This is a genomic window from Nitrospira sp. MA-1 (assembly GCA_032139905.1).
Lineage (GTDB): Bacteria > Nitrospirota > Nitrospiria > Nitrospirales > UBA8639 > Nitrospira_E.
Genome location: JAQJDB010000006.1, coordinates 637,985 through 659,563, shown reverse-complemented (window position 1 = coordinate 659,563; position 21,579 = coordinate 637,985). Strand labels below are relative to the sequence as shown.

The following is a 21,579-nucleotide window of genomic DNA, read 5'->3' as shown; positions in this document are numbered from 1 at the left end:
AAGAAACCCTAAGGGGCAAGCACTCATGGCGCAGCTCTTTTCAAAAAAGGGCTGCGCTTTCAATCGTCATCCCGATCGTCCTTTTCAGAATTCGTGTCGTCGCATGCCCGAACAATCCCATACCGTTTACATTTTTCCCAAAGACCTTTTCTGGATAATCCCAAAACCCTCGAAGCCGTCATCCGACTCCACCCCGTTCGATTAAGTATTTCGAGAATATGCCCCCGTTCAAAATTTTCTCGCGCTTCGGCCAAGGTTTCCATCGCCCCGTTCTTCCCGCCTCTCCTCCCCTCCTGGTCCCCGCAAAGCCCGCATCCTTTTTGCGGTTCCCCACCCGCATATGGACATCGACTCTGCCCACAGAGATCCCAAACCTGGATTTCTTGAGTGTGTTGTGCCAAAGCTAACGCACGTTCAATGGTATTTTCTAATTCTCTGACATTCCCCGGAAAGGAATACTGCAACAACACCTCGCGAGCTTGCCGTGACAAGGCTTTTGGTTCTTGGTGATTTCGACCTGACATCGTCTTCAAAAAATGCTGGGCAATCATGAATATATCTTCTCGACGTTCTCGGAGAGGGGGAAGCTGAACCGGCACCACATTCAATCGATAATAGAGATCCTCCCGGAATCTTCCTTGTTCAACTTCTTTCCGTAAATCCTTCTGTGTTGCACACACCAATCGCACATCCACTTCAATCGTGTCATTTCCCCCGACGCGTTCAAACTGCCGTTCCTGTAGGACACGAAGTAATTTAACTTGGACCAAAGGGGAAATTTCGCCGATTTCATCCAAAAAGAGGGTGCCCTGATGAGCAAGTTCGAATCGACCATGCCGTTGCCGGAGAGCCCCCGTAAACGCCCCTTTCTCATGGCCAAACAGCTCAGCCTCTAATAGCGTTTCCGGTAGCGCGGCACAACTCACTTTGACCAAAGCATGATTTCGGCGGGCGCTATTGGCATGTATGGCATTTGCGATCAACTCTTTTCCCGTTCCACTTTCACCAACCACTAATACCGTCGCGTCGGTGACCGAAACTAACTTGATCTTTTCCAGTACTTGGCGCATTCGCTCGTTTTTTCCCACAATCCCTTGAAAACTAAATTTCTTTTCCAATTCATCCCGTAAGACCCGATTCTCTTCCCGAAGAGCCACCACTGCACAGACTCGCTCCACACTCAACAACAATTCATCCATGGAAAAGGGCTTCGTGATGTAATCGTAAGCACCGCTTTTCATCGCATCCACAGCCGTGTCAACAGAGCCATGGGCAGTTATGACAATCACTTCCGTGCCAGGGCAATGCTCCTTACACTGTTTTACAATATGAAGGCCGTCCACACCTGGTAATCGCAAATCAGTAATCACCAAATTAAACCGGGAAGTCCGCAACCGCTCCAGTCCCTCCAACCCGGAACTGGCTTCTTGTACCACATAGCCGATCGCCTTCAGCGCATCCACCATAGAGACTCGCATCAAGGGCTCATCATCAATAATCAGGATTGAACCGTGAGTCATGTGCCTACCTTCACAGGAATGCCAGAACGAGATCGAACCAATGGCATGCGAATGGTAAACCGAGTCCCTTTCCCCTCTTCACTGTCCACCAACATCTCACCTGCATGCCGCTGGACAATTCCCAAACTCACCGACAATCCCAACCCGGTCCCCTCACCGGTCCCTTTCGTCGTAAAAAAAGGATCAAAAATATGAGGACGAATCTCTGGAGGTATTCCGCACCCAGTATCCTCAACCTCAATTTCATATCCATCTTCCTGTTTTCGAGTCCGCAACGTCACCTGGCCACCTTCTTTGAGTGCCTGAACCGCGTTCAGGACTAAGTTCATAATCACCTGCTCAATCATATGCGCATCGACCATCACCAAAGGAAGTGTCTCATCATAGAACTTACTCAACGTAGCATGTTTGACCAAAAATACATGCTCGGTCAATACCAGGACCCGGTCTAAAATTTGATGCAGATCTGTCATGGCTAATTCCGGTTCGCGTTGCTGAGAAAAATCCAGGAGCTGGCGAACGATACGTTGAACCCGTCGCAACCCATCCTCCATAAAATGCAAATATTCCTGAGATCGCTCAGGCGTCAACGTCCCTTTTCGGATATTGTATAAACAATTCAAAATTCCCCCTAACGGATTGTTGATTTCATGGGCAACCCCGGCGGCCAGCTTCCCAATGGACGCTAATCGCTCAGAATTCTGCACCTGGCGTTCCAAATGCTTGCGCTCCGTAATATCCCTGGCGATGCCCAAGACTCCTGTGTAGACGCCTGCATCATTGAGAAGCGGTGCCACACTCACCATCACCGCCCGCAACTCTCCCTCTCGACTCACCACCTCCACTTCGTAGACTTGCTTTGTCCCGAGATCCAATGTCTCTTTCAAATACCGTCCACGATACCGCTTGGAGAGTAACGAGAGATACGGCTTACCAATCAAGTCCTCTTTTCGATATCCCCAGGCATCAACTTTTCCATTGACATAAGTAAACCGTAAATCAACGTCCAAGGTATAAATCACGTCATTCGCATTTTCCAACAAACTTTCAATGTACAGTTTGGCTTGTTCAATTTCCCGAGTACGCTCAGAGACTTTCTCTTCCAAGACTTCATTGTATCGTTGTAGTTCAGCTTCAAACTTTTTATGCTCGGTTATATCTCGTAACTGGACCATGATTGAGGCTCTTCCTCCCATATCAATCCGAACGAGGTCCATCTCCACGGATTTCATCACGCCTTGCCGATCATAAACTTCAATCTCTGTCGTGGGCACCTTTGGCTCCTCACCGCTGACCCGATCTAACAAACTCTGACTGACGACTTGGAACGCCGGTGGCACAAGCTTCACGAAGGAAGCACCCTCTAAATCAGAAGGGACATACCCTAGAATATCCCGTTCACGGGCATTGACATCCAAGATCCGGCCTTCCGAATCGACCACAAAAATTGAATCGGCAGCCAAATTGAAAAGCGCCTTATATCCCGCCTCTGATTCAGACAATTGTTGGGTTCGTTCAGCCACAATCCCTTCCAGTTGGTTCGTATACCGCTCAACCTCACGCTCCAGAGCCTTTCGTGCTGTGATATCCCTCACAAATCCTCTCGAATACACCACCAAATGGGTTCCTGGATCCATCAAAGTCGTGGAATGAATTTCCACATCCATCACTTCACGCGATTGCGTCCGAAAGACAGTTTCGATGGAGCGAGCCCCGCCTAAGGCTAACCCTTGGACGTAGGCCTGCACCACTTCTTGTTGTTCCGCCGGAACAATATCCCAGAGCGACATCTCAAGCATTTCGGCTAGTGAGTATCCCAGCTTTTGCAACTCGGTCGTATTGACATGCACGAACCGCCCTGAAGGATCCAATTGATGAATCATTTCCGGAGCATTTTCAATGAGATCACGATATTTCTGCTCCAAACGCCCAATTTCATCAACTTTCTGATTCAACTCAAAAAACGAATGTTGAAGATTCTCCGCCATGGCATTAAATGTGTCAGCCAAACGTTCGATTTCATCACCGGAACGGATGGCAATCTTTTCCGAAAGATTCCCACTTCCAAATTGCTCAACTCCTTGGGATAAGACCTGAATGGGCTTCACAATCCGGCCAGCAACCACGACCCCCGCCCCCCACAAGATGACAAAAACGGCGATTCCATAGAAGATGACCTTGCTTAATAATTGATCCAGCGGAGCATACGTTTCGGCAGAGTCTTGACTGGTCAACATATGCCAGGACTTACCTCCAAAACTTTCTGGAGCAAGTGGCATCCCCAAGTGGAGAGGAGCATAGCCAACTATGGCATTCGGCATACCATGTGAATCCGGATCAGCAACCAACCACCCCACACCACCTTGTTGGAACGCACTGACCACATTAGAGGGCATCACATGCTCTTCCAAGGAAAATGCTGGGCAGAGAATTGGCATCCCATCAGAAGCAGTTAACATGGCATGACCTGTTTTCCCGGCCGCCACTTCAGAAATCGACCGAAATAACGAGTCTCTCCTCAGAAGAATACTAATGGCTCCCACTACATGCTGACGAAGATCGTCCCAAATAGGGACACCAACATTCAGGACATGAGTCCCAAACTCTGGATCAAATGACAAATCACTCACAAATGCTTGGGTTTCATGATGTTGAACGACCGCCTCCCACCAGAGACTGTTTCCATGGAAAAAATTGACTTGTGGGAAAGAGCTTAATACCAGCGCTCCTTGCGCATCGACCACAACTATGGCGAGATAATCCGATTTTCTGATCGCATGCCATTGAATCAGGTAGTCCGTGGCATATTTGTTCAGAAATACCGGAAACTCATCCAGACTGGATTGGATCCGCCAACTTTCCTGCCACTGTTGAATAAGGGCCTGAATTTCGTCTGGATTTTTATCAGCATAACTCCGGTTCGAATTTAGGACGGCACTTCGAATAAAGGGAATGGTGGCCAACTGTTGTGCTTCATTGATCCCACGAATAATCTGGGTCTCGACTTTACGAGCCACTTCCACGGCAATCCCCTTCATGGTGATACCGGCGGCTTCCCGTAGTGCCCGTTTTTCTTCAAAATAGGTGAGGAGAAGAGAAAGAATAAGGGGCAATAGACCGACCAGCACCATAGCCAGGATCGTCTTGCCCTTCAGTTGGAGGGGAAACCCAAAGCTTTTCACTTTGGCAACAATGAAAAATCCATAGAGAACATCTAACACCTATATTTTTCTACATTTTGGTGCTCCTTTTTCCTTGCTGTCAAGAAACAGTAACAGAGAAGTCTATTTACCTCGACCTAATAGCTTTCCCTCTGCACCAGGCCACAGTAAGAGGAGCGGACTCGCGACAAAAATCGAGGAATAGGTTCCAATGAGAACGCCCAACAATAAGGCCAAAGAAAAATCGTGTAACACTTCTCCTCCCCAAATGGTCAATGGAACCAGGACCAGAACAACAGTCAACGTCGTAATTAATGTCCGGCTTAAGACCTGATTAATCCCGTTATTGATCATCGTCGTCGTCGTCTCACGTCTCCTCTGTCGAAGATTTTCACGAATACGGTCGAACACAATCACGGTATCGGTCAAAGAATATCCTGCCAGGGTCAATAGGGCCGTCACCACCAGCAACGTAATTTCGGTATTCAACAAAAAATAAATCCCCAATACTGCAAGGACGTCATGAAATGTGGCAATGGCCGCAGCCACGCCAAAACGAAACTCAAAACGAACGGCAACATAGAGAATAATTCCTGCGAGCGAAAGTATAACGGCAATCAAGGCATCTTCTTGTAGTTTCTTCCCAATCGTGGGACCTATTGACGTACTGGAGTCCACCACAAACCCATGATCAGGAAATTCAGCTTGAAAAGCCTGAATGATATTCTTACTGACGCCCTCTTCAATTGTGGTTTCAGTTTTCACGCGTATCAAAAGTTTTTGATCCTGGGGAAACTCCTGAAGTTCCGCGGCACCCAGTCCATGCGCATCCAAGGCTTTTCTGGCGTCGGCAATCAGGAGGGGCTTATCAAACTTCAGTTGGACGGCCGTCCCCCCGGCAAAATCAATCCCCAAATTGGCCCATCCCACCAGAATGGCGATAACGGCCAACAATCCCAGAGAAACCAGAAAGCCTGATACCATGAAGGCAATGTTCCGCTTTCCCATAAAATCAATATCTGTTTTCCCCAGAATTTCCATCATAATCTATCAGCGCTCCTCCCCAAAGAATGTCTCATGCCCATATGCTTGCGTTGACGCCCCGCATGAAAGAATGCTCAAGCCCAATAAATCCGCATGTCTATTCTCCCACCAACCACGACAATTAAGCTCACGAAGCACTTCTCAATCCAGATGACCCATTAGATACTGAGCGTATCCAACTTTCGTCGATTCATGAAATCAAATACCACCTTTGTCCCGACCAACGCCGTAAACAAGTTAATAGCAATGCCCAAGCACAAGGTCACCGCAAACCCCTTGATGGGTCCGGTTCCAAATAAAAACAGTGCTAACCCGGTAATCAGGGTCGTCACATGGGAATCGACGATTGTTAAAAAGGCCTTATTATACCCACTATCTACGGCTAAACGAACGGGGCGGCCCTGACGAAGCTCCTCCCTAATTCGCTCAAATATCAAGACATTGGAATCGACTCCCATTCCAATAGTCAAAATAATTCCGGCAATACCCGGCAAAGTTAAGGTGGCATTGAGCCCAGATAAGGCTCCCAGCAAACAAATTAAATTAAGAAAAACGGCCATATTCGCAATGACGCCGGAAAGTCGGTAATACACAATCATAAAGATCAGGACCAACGACCCGGCAATAATAGTTGTTCGTAACCCTTTCTCAATTGAATCCTGTCCCAGTGAGGGCCCCACGGTTAAATCCTGCAAGGTTTTTAACGGTGCCGGTAATGCACCGGCCCGGAGCACCACAGCCAGATCATTCGCTTCTGCCGTGGAAAAGGTACCTTCAATGATCGCTCGTCCGCCGCTGATCCGATCTCGAATGACCGGCGCTGAATACACCTTTCCATCCAAGACCACAGCCATCCGCTTACCGATATTGGCAGCCGTCAGCTCATCAAATTCTCGTGCCCCTTTGCTGTCAAAGGTAATACTGACAATCGGCTCATTGAACTCACCAATTGACACGCGTGCATCCTGCAACACATCCCCAATGAGAACCGCATCTTTTTTCACAAGATAGGGAATACTATACGCCCGCCCATCGGGTTCCGAAACCGCCGTTTCAAATAGAATTTCTGCCCCTTCAGGAATTTTTCCTTCCAACGTCTTCCGTACCGTGTCTTCTTGGCCTTTTTCCACTTGAGGCGGTAAATCCAATGCCGCCTTGGACTCCTCCAATAATTTAAATTCCAAGAGAGCCGTTTCTTGAATGAGATCTTTAGCCCGTTGAGGGTCCTTGACCCCAGGCAATTGAATTGCAATTTGGTTGAGCCCCAACCGCTGAATGAGAGGTTCCGCCACGCCAAATTCATCAATCCGGTTTCTGAGGGTTTCAAGTGCCTGATTGATGGCTGAAGTTTTAACTCGCTCTTCCTCGGTGTCTCGGAGTTCGTATACTAAGCGCGTTCCCGCTGGATTTTGCGACATAAAGTTCGGGAAAGACTCATCGAGAAGCGTTCGGACTGCCTCCCCATCCGCCTCTTGTTGAAGGGTGATGACAATCATTTTCGAGCCCTCACGACGCACACCCTCCACCTCGATTGCCTTATCCTTCAGCAGATCCTCGACAGCCTTTCGAATTCGATCAACGGCAATCTCCACCGCACGCTCCTCTTCTACTTCCAGGACCAGGTGAATTCCTCCCTGAAGATCCAGGCCCAAGGAGAGTCCGCGATGACTCAATACCCTCTTGACCCCATCAGGTAACGACTGGAACAGACCTGGAAACGAAGGAAGGGCCAGGATGGCGGACACCACCGTGACCACGAAAAGGAGAAACAACCTCCCACGAAGCTTTTTCATTCATCTACCTCTTGATCCATCATGATTCATTCGACGTACGGATGCTCGCGACATGATCGCGTTGCAACCGGATTTTTGTATTATCCGCGACTTGTAGGGTAGCCGTTTCCTTATCCAAATTGGTCACGGTTCCCCAAATCCCTGAAGACGTAATCACCTTATCGCCTTTTTTGAGGCTATCCAACAATTCCCGTTGTTTTTTTTGTCGACGTTGCTGCGGCAAAATAAGCAAAAAATAAAACACTACAAAAATTAGAAGAAAAGGAATGAGCGATAATAAGCCGGCTGAGGAATCGGGGCCGGCTCCTCCGGCTTGGGCCCAGGCATAGGAATCTAAATTCATAAGTACCTCAATGTAAATGTTTCTGTGGTCAATCCATTCGATCAGGTCGTCACATCCTGAATGAGCGTTTCACTCGGATCACATTCGCGTCGCCGGTAAAAATCTCTCCGATAGTCGTCAAACTGATTCGCGCTGATAGCTTGTCGCAACCCCTTCATGAGCGAGCCATAATACCAAAGATTATGGACCGTATTCAGACGTACACCCAACATTTCATGCGATAAAAACAGGTGTCGTAAATATGCCCTGGAAAACCGGTGGCATACAGGACACCCACATTCGGCATCAATGGGATTTGGATCACGGGAGTAGCGGGCCTGTTTAATCAACACCTTCCCTGTAGAGGTAAACAGCCAGCCAGTTCTTCCATGGCGGGTCGGGATGACGCAATCAAATAAATCCAATCCTTGGGCTACCCCTTCCACAATATCTTCAGGAAGCCCAACTCCCATTAAGTAACGCGGGTGGCTAGGGGGAAGCTGATCAATGACCGTCTCGATCATGGTCAACATGGCCGGCTTTTCTTCCCCCAAGGATAATCCACCCAAGGCATACCCATCCATGTTCAGATTAACCAACTCCTGAGTCGACTCTTCCCTCAACTGGGTAAAGACTCCACCCTGAACAATTCCAAACAACCATTGGTGCTCTTTTCTCGGCACCACCGCACATCGCTTGGCCCACCTGGTCGTTCGCTGTACGGCTTCGCGCGCTTGCTGCTCGGTACAAGGAAAGGTCGGACAATGGTCAAGAACCATCATAATATCGGATCCAAGTGCGACTTGGATGGCCATACTTTTTTCCGGTGAGAGTAAATGCCACGCACCGTCGATATGGGAACGAAAGCCGACTCCCTCCTCCGTCACCTTACAAAGATCTGCCAGGCTCACCATCTGGTACCCACCACTATCAGTCAAAATCGCTCCGGACCATTGCATAAAGGCATGAAGCCCTCCCAGAGATTCAATGAGTTCATGGCCAGGTCGCAAAAAGAGATGATAGGCATTCGCCAAAATCATATGAAACCCGCATTCGCGGACTTCCTTCGGGTCCAGTCCCTTGACCGTCCCCTGTGAGCCAACCGGCATAAAAGCCGGAGTCTCGATCTCTCCATGGGCGGTAAATAATCGTCCACCCCTCGCACGACCCGAAGGCACAGTATGCTGAATATGGAAACGATTTGGACCTGACTGTGAGATGGATGGCTCTTGAGGCATTATCTTCGTGAATGCTTGACCTTCACGCACGTTACATTTTCTCCGGTGCGGATATTCCCAGGAGAGATAGCCCATTACCAAGAACCGTCTGGACTTGCCGAAGCAGGGCTAAGCGAGCGGCGGTCAAATCCGGCGAAATACTTTCGTACCTGAGCTCCTGATTCAATGCTCCAGTATTCCCACTTGTCTCGAATTTAATATTTTCTCCCCTACCCCCAGTGTCCCTCTCAGAATCCAATGAGGGAAGGACCCGATTTTTGTTGTAGTAGGCATGCAATTGCGCAGCAAGCTCTTGGAGATAAAACGTCACCCGATGAGGCTCTAACGCGAGAGCACTGCTTTCGACCACCAAAGGATATTGTGCCAATGTTTTAATAAGCCCCAACTCTTCATCCTGAATCAATAATGCCTGCTTAACGTCCTGGATGACCGGAAGGCGTACTTGGCGTTCCTGGGCCACTCGAAAGAGACTGGCCAATCGAGCATGCGCATACTGAACATAATAGACGGGATTATCCGAAGACTGTTGTTTGGCTAAATCCAAGTCAAAATCCAAATGCGTATCGGCTCGTCTCATCAGGAAAAAAAACTTAGCGGCATCTGGACCCACCTCATCAATCACCTCGCGTAGGGTCACAAATTCACCAGCTCGCTTCGACATCTCAATTTTTTGCCCACCACGTCGCAGACTCACCATTTGCACCAAAACGATCCGCAAAGTCTCTTTGGCAAAGCCAAACGCTTGAACTGTGGCTTCCATCCGTGGAATATAGCCATGATGATCAGCACCCCAAATATTTATTAAGGTATCAAAACCACGTTCTAATTTTTGTCGATGGTAGGCTATATCGGCCGCTAAATAGGTATAGCTCCCATCCTGTTTTTGAGCCACACGATCTTTTTCATCTCCAAACTGAGATGAACGAAACCACCAGGCTCCCTCCTCTTCTATGAGCAGCCTTTTCTGTCTAAGTTCGTCCAACGATTGTTGAATAAGACCAGTCGTATGCAGGGATGTCTCGCTAAACCAGGTTTCAAATTCAACACCAAATGTGGCCAAATCTTCTTTGATTCGATCCAAAAGCATCTGACTGGCCAATTGCGCACAGAGTGTCTCCGCCTTTTCCGATGAGTCCTCCAGTAAGGTTTGCCCATGAGTCTTCGCCACCGATTCAGCCACAATTTTTATATAGTCTCCATGATAGCCATCCTCGGGAAACGATGACGGTTTGCCCCAATGCTCTCGATAACGGGCATGGACGGAACGACCCAACAACTGTAATTGGCGACCGGCATCGTTAATATAATATTCACGGAAAACTGAAAATCCGGTAGATTTCAATAAGCTGGCAATGGCTTGCCCCAATGCCGCTCCTCGTCCATGGCCGACATGCAACGGCCCTGTCGGATTCGCGCTCACAAACTCCAGGAGGATGCGTTTCCCTTTTCCAATGTCGCTGGTTCCATATAACGATCCCTTGTCCTGAATCATCCGTAGGACTTGAATCCACCGGATGGGATGGAGGGTCAAATTCAAAAATCCTGGAGGGACAACGTTAACGTGGACGAATAGATCTGAAAACTGCGCACGAAGGCCTGCTGCCAACAGTTCGGCTACATTCAAAGGTGGTTGTCGAGCTTGTGAGGCCAATGTCATTGCGACACTAGAAGAAAAGTCTCCCCATTCCGGTCGTTTAGGAGGTTCCACAACGATGCTAGGAATCGTGTCCACCATTAACTCGCCGGATTCCTTGGCCGTGCTAAGGATAACCCCAATGGCCTCAATGACTTGGTTTTGGAGGATTTTCTCCACGCTGAAACATCCTATCTACGCAGAATATATGGGTTTTTCAATAGCCGCGGCGAATGTAGCACAGCATTCTAACCAAGGCAAGGCACAGTTAAGTCTTCATCAACGCACTCAAAGGCTGGGTAATTTACGGCTGTCTTCACTCCACATAATACCTCTTCAACCTTTCCGAGGACTTCAAGTGGAGAAACAGAAAGACATTGTCTATCCATACAACCAGCAATGGACGTCTTACCAATGCAATGACAGGATTTTCGTATAATGGTTACATGAGCTCCCTGCGGCGCCCATTTTGCCGGATCGGTTGGCCCAAACAACAATACGGAAGAAATGCCAAAGCTTGCAGCGAAATGCGAAAGTCCAGAATCATGCCCAATAAATATTTGGGCATATTGTAAATATTTTGCGACCTGAAGCAGATCCATTCCGGTAAGAGTGGCATACTCAATGTCAGTCAGTAACCCTTGCACATTTCGAAGAGAGTCAATATCTGCGGGTCCTCCTACAAGACAAATCTTCCGTTTCGGATTCGTCCTCATCAGGCCATTTACAATACTCGCCCAAAACATCGGAGAGGCACATTTATATCGACACCCGCTTCCAACATGAAGAACAATAAGTGGCTCCTTGATGGGAGAATGGACTCTTAACGAGAGTGATTTGTGGAAAACAAGATGCCGTGCAGGCCTCTCATGTGCTCCTATGTCACTCCGGACCTCTGTCGTCCTAGCCCAAGGTTGAAGTATTTCAACATACCGATCAACCATATGTTTATTTATCAATGTCGGGTCACGAGGGGACCGAAGAATACAGTTTGGAATTCCCGCGGTCTTCAACCAACTTAGCCAAATTCCGTCTGTGTCCTCTAACCAACAAATGGCTCTATCGCAACGACGGAGAATCGACAGAAAATTCTCTTGAAGGGAGTCATTTTCCACACGATATGCCAAAAATTCCAGTCTATCAAAAGAATAGGCCTGATGAACCTCCTGCGTATGCATAAGTACCTCACCCAATTCCTTATGACCAAACCAAATTAGACGATGGTCAGGAAATCTAATCTGCAATATCCGAAGAGCAGGCAGAGCTAATAACCCATCCCCTAATGCTCCAGGATGAATAATCAATAAATTGTGGTGGGAGAGAGGCATACTATTATTTCAGATGAGAAGCAGCTTTTCTAGCGAATTCAAAATCAAAGGGAGTATTAATATTCAAAAAAGAATACCCATGAGGATCGATATCATCGAATAAAGATTCCTCAACGATTTGGACCGAGAGAGATGAGTCCTGAATCAGGCTATGAATTCGAAGATTCCCGTCCTGAATCATCCTCTCCATTATGAGGGAGCAACGTTTGGAATATCGTGCATGAAGAGGTTGATATCCGGTTGAAAGATTGGCCATCACCACATCATTATCAGGTAAAGCGCAGAGTCTTGAAATAACCGATGGATTTAAAAATGGCATATCACAGGCCACTACAAATACAGAAGAATGAGAGGCCTCCTTGATCCCGGTAAACATGCCCCCTAAGGAACCTGTATGAGGAATGGCGTCGGTCACTGATCTAACAGGGAGGTGTCCGCAAGGGTAATCTTCAATGGCAGTCACCACAATGATTTCATCAAATAATTCTACGAGGGTGAGGCAAACTTTATCGAGAAATTTAACCCCCTCCCATTCGAGGATTCTCTTATCTTTCCCCATCCTCCGGCTTTTCCCGCCTGCTAAGACTACACCGGAAATATTTGTAAATTTTTTAATATTGGTCATAAAAAAAGGGGGTGGTTGCCCACCCCCTTCATTTTTCGGATATTTCCGAAGTTCACATTTTCCTTAGACTTTACCCTTACGACGATTAGCGCGTCGGGTCAAAATCCACCCTTCAACAAGGACCAACCCAATGGCGGCCAGTGTTGGGTAAATATATGTTTCTTTTTCTATGGGTGGCTCTAACACCAGATAATAGAAAGCGGAGACTGCCATCTTTCGCCCGACATCCCCATTGTGACCATCCCAAACAAAGAAATTAATAGGAATATATTTTCCCAATTCAATGTAAGCATCTTCCTCATAGTCACCCTTGAGTGGGCGCGTTATGATAACCGTCCATCGTCCATCTTTCCATTCAGCTTTCACAGTTTTCAGTTCTTCGGTGAAATCGTCACGATCTTCGAAATCAACATCCCAACCTTCACCTTGGTACGCTTTCAATTCTCCATCAGCCGTCCATTTGGCGATGTCCACGGGAAATCCCTCATCTCCCCAGAAATATCTAGGCTTTCTTGGCGCAGGCAATTCCTGCCATTTTATTGGGAACTGAAAAGCCAGCCCGTCATTAAACACTTGATAGGCCGTTTGTTTCGCGGCAATCGATTCAGGGTGTTCAGGATCATCGGCAAATTTTGATCCTCCTGGTGCCTGTTCTTCTATACCGTAATCTCCAAGATTTACCTCATAGGGTTCCCAGTCAACGCTATCTTGCTGCACACTCTTGGTCCGGTCATCCCAACGGAACATAAATGAGATATGGGTTTCATTGTACAAGGATTGAACCCACACATCGTCAATTCTTGTCACAAAGTTTCTTGGTTTATGGGTGATCTGCCCTCCCATGGCTACAATGCGACGGTCAACCAGTTTCCAACGTTCATCATGTTCGTCAGCCGGCAACTCTCCTTCGACAAACTTAGAAGGAACCACGAAATCAACTTTGGGTTTATCCGTAAGAGGATCAATTCCCCTGGGCTTTGCCGCTAGTAAAGCCGCAGCGATTTCATCCGTCACATTACCTCCGGCAATATCCACATCAACATCACGTTCACAAAGATGATTGACGTAATTGGCAATATGCCACCTGTCCTCTACAGTAGTATTATCTGCAAAAGATGGCATCGGCGTTCCACTTACCCCTGTGGAAAATGTCCGGAAAATGTTTTTTACATTATAGGCATCTTGTCGGCTGCCTCTGAAATTCCAGCATTTATGCCAATCCGCAGGTTGAATGGAAAAGCCCCAGTCATCTTTGAGATTAAAGGCATTCCCATCTCCCCGACCTTCTACCCCATGGCATTCTATACATTTCATTTCTTTTACTAACTCCGAACCGCGTTTGATTGATTCAGCCGAGGGAGCAACCGGTTGAATTTTATCCAATTGCAATACATGGAATTCTTCAAATTCCGTATCCTGCCAACTACGATCCTTGACTAACTCAGTTGTCACAAAAGCCAATACATCTCTGCGTTGATCTTCGGTCAAAATACCCTCCCATGACGGCATGGCCGAACCAGGCAATCCATGGGTAACGGTTTGAAATAAATCCACGTCTATTAGGGGCAATTCACCGCTCGCGGTATGTCGGATTTTAAATGTCCCTGCATTAAAATTCCGTGGACGCGGCCATAATCGATCGGCTCCGGGTCCGTCACCAGCCCCCTCAACCCCATGACACCATACACATTTGGTGAAATACACTCGCTTCCCTGCTTCAACCTGTTCCGCAGATGGCGGGGCGGGGCGACTCCCTTCGGCAAATCCTTCCGCCATTTCCGCGTGGGAGGTGGTTGCTAGGCCTAGGCTACCAATCAGGAGACCGCAACTCAGAAGCCAGGCTCCTAAACCCCTCCTTCCATATTCGGCCGGTGTCGTCGTTTCGTTCATGACCATCCTCTTTTCAAAAAGTCCATTTTGGGATTTATTACCATTCATGTCCGCGTCCTCCTTATTCCCAAGTCCGCGGGTAATACCCGGTGTGCCAGTATTCAAACATGATGACTTTCCATATTTCATCAACGGTTAAATGCTGTTCCCACGGTGGCATAACTGATGCCCATGGGAACCCCTCACCAGGAAGACCAATTCCACCTTTAGCAACCCTCCAGAAAACAAAGGTTTCTTGTAGCTGAGCGATGGTTCCTGCATCCGTAAAATTGGCAGGTATTGGATTAAACGCGAATGCCCAAAGACCCCGGCCATTTAAATTATCCCCATGGCAAAAATGGCAATTTTGAAAAAAGATCTCCCCCCCCTCACGAACATGTTTGATGTAGCCTTTCGCATTGGGATCCCAGGGGTTATCTTCCGGATTTTTCACATCCTTCATTAATCGCCCCATATCCTGGCTGACGATATGAGCGTTGCTGTATGCCTGATCGTATTTCCCTTCAGTATTGATACGAAAAGGATTAGCTGCGGTTTGTAATACATATGTTTTTCCATGAACTTTAGTTGTGGCCGGTGGGGCCGGATGCACAGTTCTTAGCTCAATGGGTTCATCAAAACTTGGCAGGAAGGAGTTGTAGGCAAATCCCCAGAGTCCAATAGGTAATAAAATCAATAGGGCCGTACGAACGAACTTGGTCAAACCCGTTTTTGCGTCCAACACATTGATAATTGGGCGCTTGAATTCTTCCCATTCCTGCTGTGACCCCGAAACCCACATAAAAATACCGCAAGCGGCCACGGTGCCATAAATAGCCCGCACACTAAATGGTATTGGTGGGTAAATTCGATATTTCAAATAAAACAAATTCACGAAACACCAGACAAAGATTCCTGCCCAAAACTTTGGCAATCCCATGCCTGCTCTCTTGAGAGAGTAATTAATAATAGAAAACACAAGGATGCAGATCGCCAACTCGGAAATCATCTGCATCGGCATGTAGCCTTCAACTAATTTAAGCCACGTCATTCTTCCTTACTCCTTATAAAGGGTTATACCCTAAATTAATATTTCTTATTCTTTTGGAGGTAAAGGTTGGCCTTCTTTTAATTGCGCCAAGTAATCGACCATCTTACTAAGTGCACCGCCTGTGAGCCTTACACCAAAGTCCTTTGGCATTTGATCGTCAGGAAAATCTTTTACCACGTAGGCACTTGGGTCTAATATCGATTCAGTAATGTACTCCTTAGGAGATTTTGCTTTACCCTTATAGTTGGGATCTTTAATCCGATTGGGAGCATTTGATCCCTCCATGAGAAGAGGACCAACTTTTCCCGTGGCTCCTTCAATCCCGGGAATGGTATGACAGGCAGGACAACCGGCTTTCATAAAGAGCTTGTCGTAAGGCTCGCTCCCGTCAGCTAAAAGATTCCCACCACCACCACCAGCTTCTTCTTCTCCACCCGCAGAGGGGCGATCGGCTTCTGGAATGAACTTTTCATATGAGGTAGCAATCACATCATAAGCAGGAGCTTCTTTTCCTTCCCTCGTATACATCCAGGTATCCACTGCTGCCATTTCGCCGATTGTTAAAGATATCGGTGGTTTATGAATCTTAGGCATGGGACTTACGGTATCATTTGATCCTTTGACCCCAAATCCCGTTACTACAAAACAACTCGGGCATGCATGTGACTCAGCAATGTATTCCTGAGCATTTGTAGCCGTCCCCGATCCTTCAAAAGCTTCCTTTTGTTCAGTAGTTCGAGCAGCGGCATTATTCATATGGTAATTTGGCTCTTTTAATCTTTCTTCAGATCTTTCAGGAATTCCAAATAAATTAGGTGCCCGTTCACTTAAAAATCCCTGTTGGAACCCATGACACAACGGGCACTGGCCTTTCCCTATGGCTCCTTGGGTTTTACTTTGCCCAATCCCACCAAATATAATTTTTTCCCCTTCATCACCAAGTTGTTGCGGTGACATACTTTGGAAGTCTAACTTCACGACCGGTGGAGGGAATCCGCCCTCGACCTGAGGCAGCCAATTTCCGTACCCGGAAAGCGCGGCCGCCACAAAAAACATGAACCCTCCAATTTTCATTAGGGCACTGATATTCGGAAAATAGAGACCCATAATAAAAGACATGATAGTGATCATGACAAGGGAAACCGGCAGCAACCGACTTTCCCCTTCAAAATTATGGGTATAATTGGAAATAGCGATAAACGCTAAAAAAGCACAAAAAATTCCAATTATGGTCTGAAAACTTGCCCTTTTCTTTTTTTCAGGATCCGAAATAGTTGCCTGGAAATACAGCAATAGCCCAACCAGCATCAGTAATACTGGCCAACCCATTCCTATCGCCCGTCCCAATAACTCAACCACAGTGCAATCCTCCAACTTGGGGGCTGCCTAATGCAGCCCCACGATTGTTTGTAATTGTATTTTTCGTTAATGACCAGTTGCAGATTGAGGAGATGGAACTGGCTGCCCTGCAGGCGAAGGAACCGGTATTTTTTTAGCACCTAGTGTGCCAAGCCAAAAGACAAACATTATACTGATCCAGAAAAACAGCACATTAAACGAAATAACGTTTGCCGCAAAACCAATTGTATGGGTATAGGCCCATGGAGAATTATCCCGCATTACTTCATTCACGTGCCAGAATAATCGCACCGAAGAACGGATATACCCCATTAATCCCATCATCCACGTGAATGCTGTGGCCAACATGATGATCGCATATTGTGAACGTGGTGGAATTTGGCCCCATCTGATCGGCCCCAATTGTCTTCCATTTTTCAACATCGCCAGGTTGAGCGGGGTCATTAAGAGCAGACAAGACAAGGTTCCCGCCACCTGAGGCACAGACAAACCGATTCGTACGTTTGCAGGTATAAAGTACCCATAACAAGCCAACCAAACATTATTTAGCTGTGCTATGACAAAAAAACAGCCCATAAAAATATTACCAAACTTAGCCCAGCTAACTGTGGGGACCCTGTTCCCTCGCTGGTACCAAATAAAACTCAGAATGGTTGTCATGATAATGGCGTTAATTCCACCATTTTTGGCAGACATGACACCATAATTTCCGAGGACCGGATGCTGCTGCCCGCCCATCGCTTTCAATTCCGCGGGAGACATCACGATCGTGTGCGGCGTAATAAACACCAGAAGCCCAACCACTAAGATAAACACGAGATATTTAATATACCTTTGGAAACGCTCTCCACCCGTCATACGGCCAAGAGCTTGCCACAGGTAATAATTGGTGGTGAGGAATAGAATTCCAATCATGGTGGCTTGAATAATAAATAACCAAGCCAGCAACCCACCCATTAAGGTAATTCCCATCTGCTGACGGTAGGCATACACCTCCCGCATCAACCAATATCCGGCAAAGGGTAGCGGAATTAAAAACGCCACACCTAAACTCATTGCGATATAGCCCATCCAGTCATAATGAGCACGCTCTTCATCCGTTTTTGATGAAAGGAAGCGATAGGCAGCATAGGCAGCTACCACACCACCACCAAATGCCATGTTCCCAAGAATCCTATGAACATTCAAAGGATTCCAAAGGGCCGTATGAATTACATGCCAAATATTTCCAAGATATCTCCCCTGCTCATCAACTCCAGCCGGGGACATCATAAACGCAATCCATGAATTAGCGAGGAACATCAGCACCGTTCCAATCACATTCAGAATCACCGACATGCTGAGATGAACCCACTTCAGGACCCCTTCCCTCATCTTGTCCCATCCGTAGTAATAAATGTAGAGGGTTGCACTTTCCGCCACGAATGTTAATGCATAAATGTGCATGACCGGACGGAAAATACTAGATAAGTATCCAAAAAAGGCAGGATAAAGAGTCAGGAAGGTAAAGATCAGGATCCCACCCAGGATCGCAGTTAAAGAATAGGCCGTCAGACTGATCTTGATAAAATCATAAGCCAATTGGTCATACTTCTTGGCCATAGCCTTATCTTTGCTCACCATACCGGCAAATTCGATACACATACAAAAGATTGGAACCGCCAACACAAAGCTACCGTAGTAAAGATGCTGCTGGTTGGCTACCCAAAGGAGGACACGACTCTCGAAGTTATACCGAGGATAAAAAGTTTCGTTGTCGGCCGTTACCGGTGCGCCCTCTCCAATGGCTGGACCTTCCGTCTTGTAATAAATGTCACGGCCCATCTCCACCTTTTCCGCCTCGCCTTCCTCTCCCGCCTTTTGTGCGGCAACGACATCTGGTGGAGGACCACCTGCTGGTGCCCCGCCACCACTCGCCACAGCTGAGACTGACAGGAAAATTGGCAGCAAAAGCAGACCGCCCATTACCATCAGGGCCGAAACGGCGAACAACTTTTTCTTCCCCCGGGTCATTTGATTGAACAGGCGACCCATTGACCTACCTCCTTGTGAAAACGTGTTGTGTTTAAACCCATCAAATTTACCTAAAATTCGTCATGAATGTGAATCTTAAATATTTCCATTCTTACGACTATCTGAACATGTAGAAATAGTCCAACCCCTGAGCGTCCATCAGTACATAATCCAGTGCCTGAAAATACACAAAACAAATAACCAATGAAACTATTACATACAGAGCTGTCTGCATGCGCCCCTCCTTGCGTCTAAGAGTATTAAATAATTGATTGTCTTATTGGAAATCATGCTTTTTTAGCAGGGGCACTGAATGCCTGAAAACCAATAGAAAAACCAAAGGCTTACCGAGCAGGTTACATAAAAAATCGCTTTTCCAATTTTAGTCTCTAACTCCGTTGACTCTCTTATGACAGCCGTCGAATCACCCATTTCAATTCCTCCCTGTGCTTAATTCGAAACTGAATCTTAAATGATTTTCCCTAATAAACTTCATTGACATAATATAATTTTTCGTGCTATTCAAACATTTATTGATCACGTAAAAAGAGGGATTGCACATGCGTACAAATGCAAAAGTGTTCGACATTATAGTTTTGGCCGGAATGGTTGTCAATATTCTGCTTGCCGTCTTTCTCATCCTCTACTATTTTGATTTTCTTTAATTTTTTTGATTTTCCTCAACAGAATTTCGTCACCTTTATTGTCATTAATTTGAACGTGCACATCTGAAACCAATTGTCTCATCTCGAAAATCAGGAACCATAAAACTCCTATTGGTGATTCGGAGATCTACGCCTCGGCTCGTATACCCACTTCCTCTCATTGTCTTGTAAGTCGAGGTTGGCCGATTATTTTCTTGCGAAACTGAATCTTTCTGTAGATATAGATCCTCCACGTACCAATTATCCGTCCATTCCATAACATTTCCTGCCCCGTCAAAGACCCCGAATACACTTTGATCAAGGGGAAACGAACCTACTGGAGCCGATACTTCAAACCCATCGCCCTCCCCTGCAAAATTGGCAGGATGTCCGGTCAACCCATCACCCCACGGCCAGGTGCGTCCATCTGTCCCTCGCATAGCTTTTTCCCATTCCTGTTCGGTAGGGAGACGCTTGCCTTTCCACTGACAATAGTCATTCGCATCGCTCCATGACACATAGGTAATCGGCTGATAAGGCCCTCTTAACAGTCCGAGCTTTGCGGCATAACGAGATGGCGGGCCAGGTTGCCGATGGCCTGTAGCTTCCACAAATTCCATATACCGTTTATAGGTGACTTCATATCGATCAATCCAGTACGTCCCTAAATTAGCGACGTGGGCAGGCTTTTCATTAAATCCGCCTTCATTACTGCCAAGAATGAATTCCCCTGCAGGTATCTCAACCATCTCATTCCCTATGTCAGGATCAGGAACCATCGATTCTGTGGACGGCTCCAATGCTGAAGAAGGCATTGATTGGGGAGTTGGGTCCTGGAGACTTGGGGGAGTGTCGGTCCCTTTCAAAATCCCTAATAATGGCAGGCCAGTCATAAACAGGACCGCAATCAGAAAAATTAATTTAAATCGACCGTCCATGTCTCCCTATTCCTTATCCGTCAATGTGTCCTATTTCGAGAAACCATGGGCGATTATTCACGCCGGCGAGGAGCCTGCTTACCGCTTAGGAGGATTGAGGAGTCTCAGTGGCCGGAGGATCTTTTGCGCACCGAAATCCAACACTGGCATCGTTCCTCCACATTTTAGCTGCAAAACGCTTGGTAACCCTGGCGCCGATACGAGATTCTCGCCAAGAGCCCCCACGAATGACTTTATTCTCATCTTCGACTTTTGGTCCTGGGGGATCCCGATATGGGGCCTGTTGATAATAGTCAGCAGCATAACTATCCATGACCCACTCGGCTACATTGCCGGTGGCATCATAGAGTCCGAAAGGGCTTCTCCCTACCTCAAAGGATCCCACAGGAGCTAAATACTGAAAGCCATCTTCCTTCCCATCAACATTGGCAAACTGATATTCGAATTTTTCCCCCCAAGGATAACGCCGCTTCCCTTCTCCCCTGGCCGCCTTTTCCCACTCCGCTTCGGTCGGCAACCGCTTCCCAGCCCACTGACAATACCCAAAGGCATCGTTCCAGGTCACAGCCACCACCGGATAATCGAGACCGACCAGCTTGGAGACATCATCTTCAAAGACCGGCACCTTAGGTTTGTCCCGTTTCGTCATCTTGATATACCGATCATAATCTGCTTGTGTGACTTCTTTAAGGTCGATATAAAACGTTTGGAGATACACCGGATGCGATGGCCCTTCATCGGGATCCCCATCCTCAATGCCCATGGTAAACGGCCCTTCAGGAATTTCGACCATTTCCCGGCCATCATCCCCGACAAACGTTTTATACATGGAAAAATCTTGTGTGGGCATTGGCTGCAAGACCCTGACGTTGGCCGGTTGGCCGGCCGACAATTCCGCCAAATCAGCCTTCCCTTTATAAGTCATATAAATCAACATCACGATCATCATGATAAATGAGCCGAATACAAATAAAATTGAGCCGATGAGTACCCGCTGATTTTCCATGACTACCTTGCCTCTCGCTTTGACACACTCACCTC

Annotated in this window: 15 protein-coding genes; all 15 read right to left on the bottom strand. The window is 47.2% G+C overall.

Translation table 11 applies throughout. The features are described 5' to 3' along the window. Window positions 1-59 precede the first annotated feature (59 nt). The 15 genes from PJI16_10430 to PJI16_10360 all read right to left on the bottom strand — a co-directional run bounded on the left by PJI16_10430 (window position 60) and on the right by PJI16_10360 (window position 21,544). The gene (locus PJI16_10430; protein ID MDT3777973.1) at window positions 60-1,520 is read right to left on the bottom strand and encodes a sigma-54 dependent transcriptional regulator; all 1,461 of its coding nucleotides are present in this window, start codon (window positions 1,518-1,520) and stop codon (window positions 60-62) included. Next, window positions 1,517-4,741 carry a PAS domain S-box protein gene (locus PJI16_10425; GenBank protein ID MDT3777972.1) on the bottom strand — a complete coding sequence of 1,075 codons (3,225 nt, stop codon included), beginning with the start codon at window positions 4,739-4,741 and terminating at the stop codon, window positions 1,517-1,519. Before PJI16_10425 ends, PJI16_10430 begins: the two co-directional genes overlap by 4 nt. 63 nt (window positions 4,742-4,804) lie before the next feature. Then, on the bottom strand, window positions 4,805-5,725 hold the full coding sequence (secF, locus tag PJI16_10420) for a protein translocase subunit SecF (protein MDT3777971.1): 921 nt from the start codon (window positions 5,723-5,725) through the stop codon (window positions 4,805-4,807). 158 nt (window positions 5,726-5,883) lie between these two features. After that, window positions 5,884-7,518, bottom strand: a complete 1,635-nt coding sequence (secD, locus tag PJI16_10415) for a protein translocase subunit SecD (GenBank protein ID MDT3777970.1) — start codon at window positions 7,516-7,518, stop codon at window positions 5,884-5,886. Between the two features lie 19 nt (window positions 7,519-7,537). After that, window positions 7,538-7,861: a preprotein translocase subunit YajC gene (gene yajC / locus PJI16_10410; GenBank protein ID MDT3777969.1), complete on the bottom strand. Its 324-nt coding sequence runs from the start codon at window positions 7,859-7,861 to the stop codon at window positions 7,538-7,540. Window positions 7,862-7,902: 41 nt separating this feature from the next. After that, window positions 7,903-9,108, bottom strand: a complete 1,206-nt coding sequence (tgt, locus tag PJI16_10405) for a tRNA guanosine(34) transglycosylase Tgt (protein MDT3777968.1) — start codon at window positions 9,106-9,108, stop codon at window positions 7,903-7,905. Window position 9,109: 1 nt separating this feature from the next. Continuing rightward, the gene (argS, locus tag PJI16_10400) at window positions 9,110-10,891 is read right to left on the bottom strand and encodes an arginine--tRNA ligase (GenBank protein MDT3777967.1); all 1,782 of its coding nucleotides are present in this window, start codon (window positions 10,889-10,891) and stop codon (window positions 9,110-9,112) included. 68 nt (window positions 10,892-10,959) lie between these two features. After that, window positions 10,960-11,655 carry a glycosyltransferase family 9 protein gene (locus PJI16_10395; GenBank protein ID MDT3777966.1) on the bottom strand — a complete coding sequence of 232 codons (696 nt, stop codon included), beginning with the start codon at window positions 11,653-11,655 and terminating at the stop codon, window positions 10,960-10,962. Between the two features lie 388 nt (window positions 11,656-12,043). After that, the gene (locus PJI16_10390) at window positions 12,044-12,664 is read right to left on the bottom strand and encodes a molybdenum cofactor guanylyltransferase (GenBank protein MDT3777965.1); all 621 of its coding nucleotides are present in this window, start codon (window positions 12,662-12,664) and stop codon (window positions 12,044-12,046) included. Between the two features lie 63 nt (window positions 12,665-12,727). Continuing rightward, a complete protein-coding gene (locus PJI16_10385) occupies window positions 12,728-14,602 on the bottom strand; it encodes a c-type cytochrome (GenBank protein ID MDT3777964.1) in 1,875 nt (624 codons plus the stop codon). A 13-nt stretch (window positions 14,603-14,615) separates the two neighbouring features. Beyond that, on the bottom strand, window positions 14,616-15,413 hold the full coding sequence (locus tag PJI16_10380) for a cytochrome c (GenBank protein ID MDT3777963.1): 798 nt from the start codon (window positions 15,411-15,413) through the stop codon (window positions 14,616-14,618). A 216-nt stretch (window positions 15,414-15,629) separates the two neighbouring features. Next, window positions 15,630-16,943 (bottom strand): nitric oxide reductase, encoded by a 1,314-nt coding sequence (locus tag PJI16_10375; GenBank protein MDT3777962.1) that lies wholly within the window; start codon window positions 16,941-16,943, stop codon window positions 15,630-15,632. 66 nt (window positions 16,944-17,009) lie between these two features. Continuing rightward, complete coding sequence (locus PJI16_10370) at window positions 17,010-18,977, bottom strand: cytochrome ubiquinol oxidase subunit I (GenBank protein MDT3777961.1); 1,968 nt, start codon at window positions 18,975-18,977, stop codon at window positions 17,010-17,012. Between the two features lie 688 nt (window positions 18,978-19,665). Further along, complete coding sequence (locus PJI16_10365; protein ID MDT3777960.1) at window positions 19,666-20,538, bottom strand: formylglycine-generating enzyme family protein; 873 nt, start codon at window positions 20,536-20,538, stop codon at window positions 19,666-19,668. Between the two features lie 85 nt (window positions 20,539-20,623). Further along, window positions 20,624-21,544, bottom strand: a complete 921-nt coding sequence (locus tag PJI16_10360; protein MDT3777959.1) for an SUMF1/EgtB/PvdO family nonheme iron enzyme — start codon at window positions 21,542-21,544, stop codon at window positions 20,624-20,626. Between the last annotated feature and the right edge of the window lie 35 nt (window positions 21,545-21,579).

Bases quoted from the DNA above. Each gene is read 5' to 3' on its own strand.
- yajC (MDT3777969.1), bottom strand. From the start codon at position 7,861: ATGAATTTAGATTCCTATGCCTGGGCCCAAGCCGGAGGAGCCGGCCCC.
- PJI16_10360 (MDT3777959.1), bottom strand. From the start codon at position 21,544: ATGGAAAATCAGCGGGTACTCATCGGCTCAATTTTATTTGTATTCGGC.
- PJI16_10395 (MDT3777966.1), bottom strand. From the start codon at position 11,655: ATGGTTGATCGGTATGTTGAAATACTTCAACCTTGGGCTAGGACGACA.
- PJI16_10385 (MDT3777964.1), bottom strand. From the start codon at position 14,602: ATGAATGGTAATAAATCCCAAAATGGACTTTTTGAAAAGAGGATGGTC.
- PJI16_10370 (MDT3777961.1), bottom strand. From the start codon at position 18,977: ATGGGTCGCCTGTTCAATCAAATGACCCGGGGGAAGAAAAAGTTGTTC.
- secD (MDT3777970.1), bottom strand. From the start codon at position 7,518: ATGAAAAAGCTTCGTGGGAGGTTGTTTCTCCTTTTCGTGGTCACGGTG.
- secF (MDT3777971.1), bottom strand. From the start codon at position 5,725: ATGATGGAAATTCTGGGGAAAACAGATATTGATTTTATGGGAAAGCGG.
- PJI16_10365 (MDT3777960.1), bottom strand. From the start codon at position 20,538: ATGGACGGTCGATTTAAATTAATTTTTCTGATTGCGGTCCTGTTTATG.
- PJI16_10430 (MDT3777973.1), bottom strand. From the start codon at position 1,520: ATGACTCACGGTTCAATCCTGATTATTGATGATGAGCCCTTGATGCGA.
- PJI16_10390 (MDT3777965.1), bottom strand. From the start codon at position 12,664: ATGACCAATATTAAAAAATTTACAAATATTTCCGGTGTAGTCTTAGCA.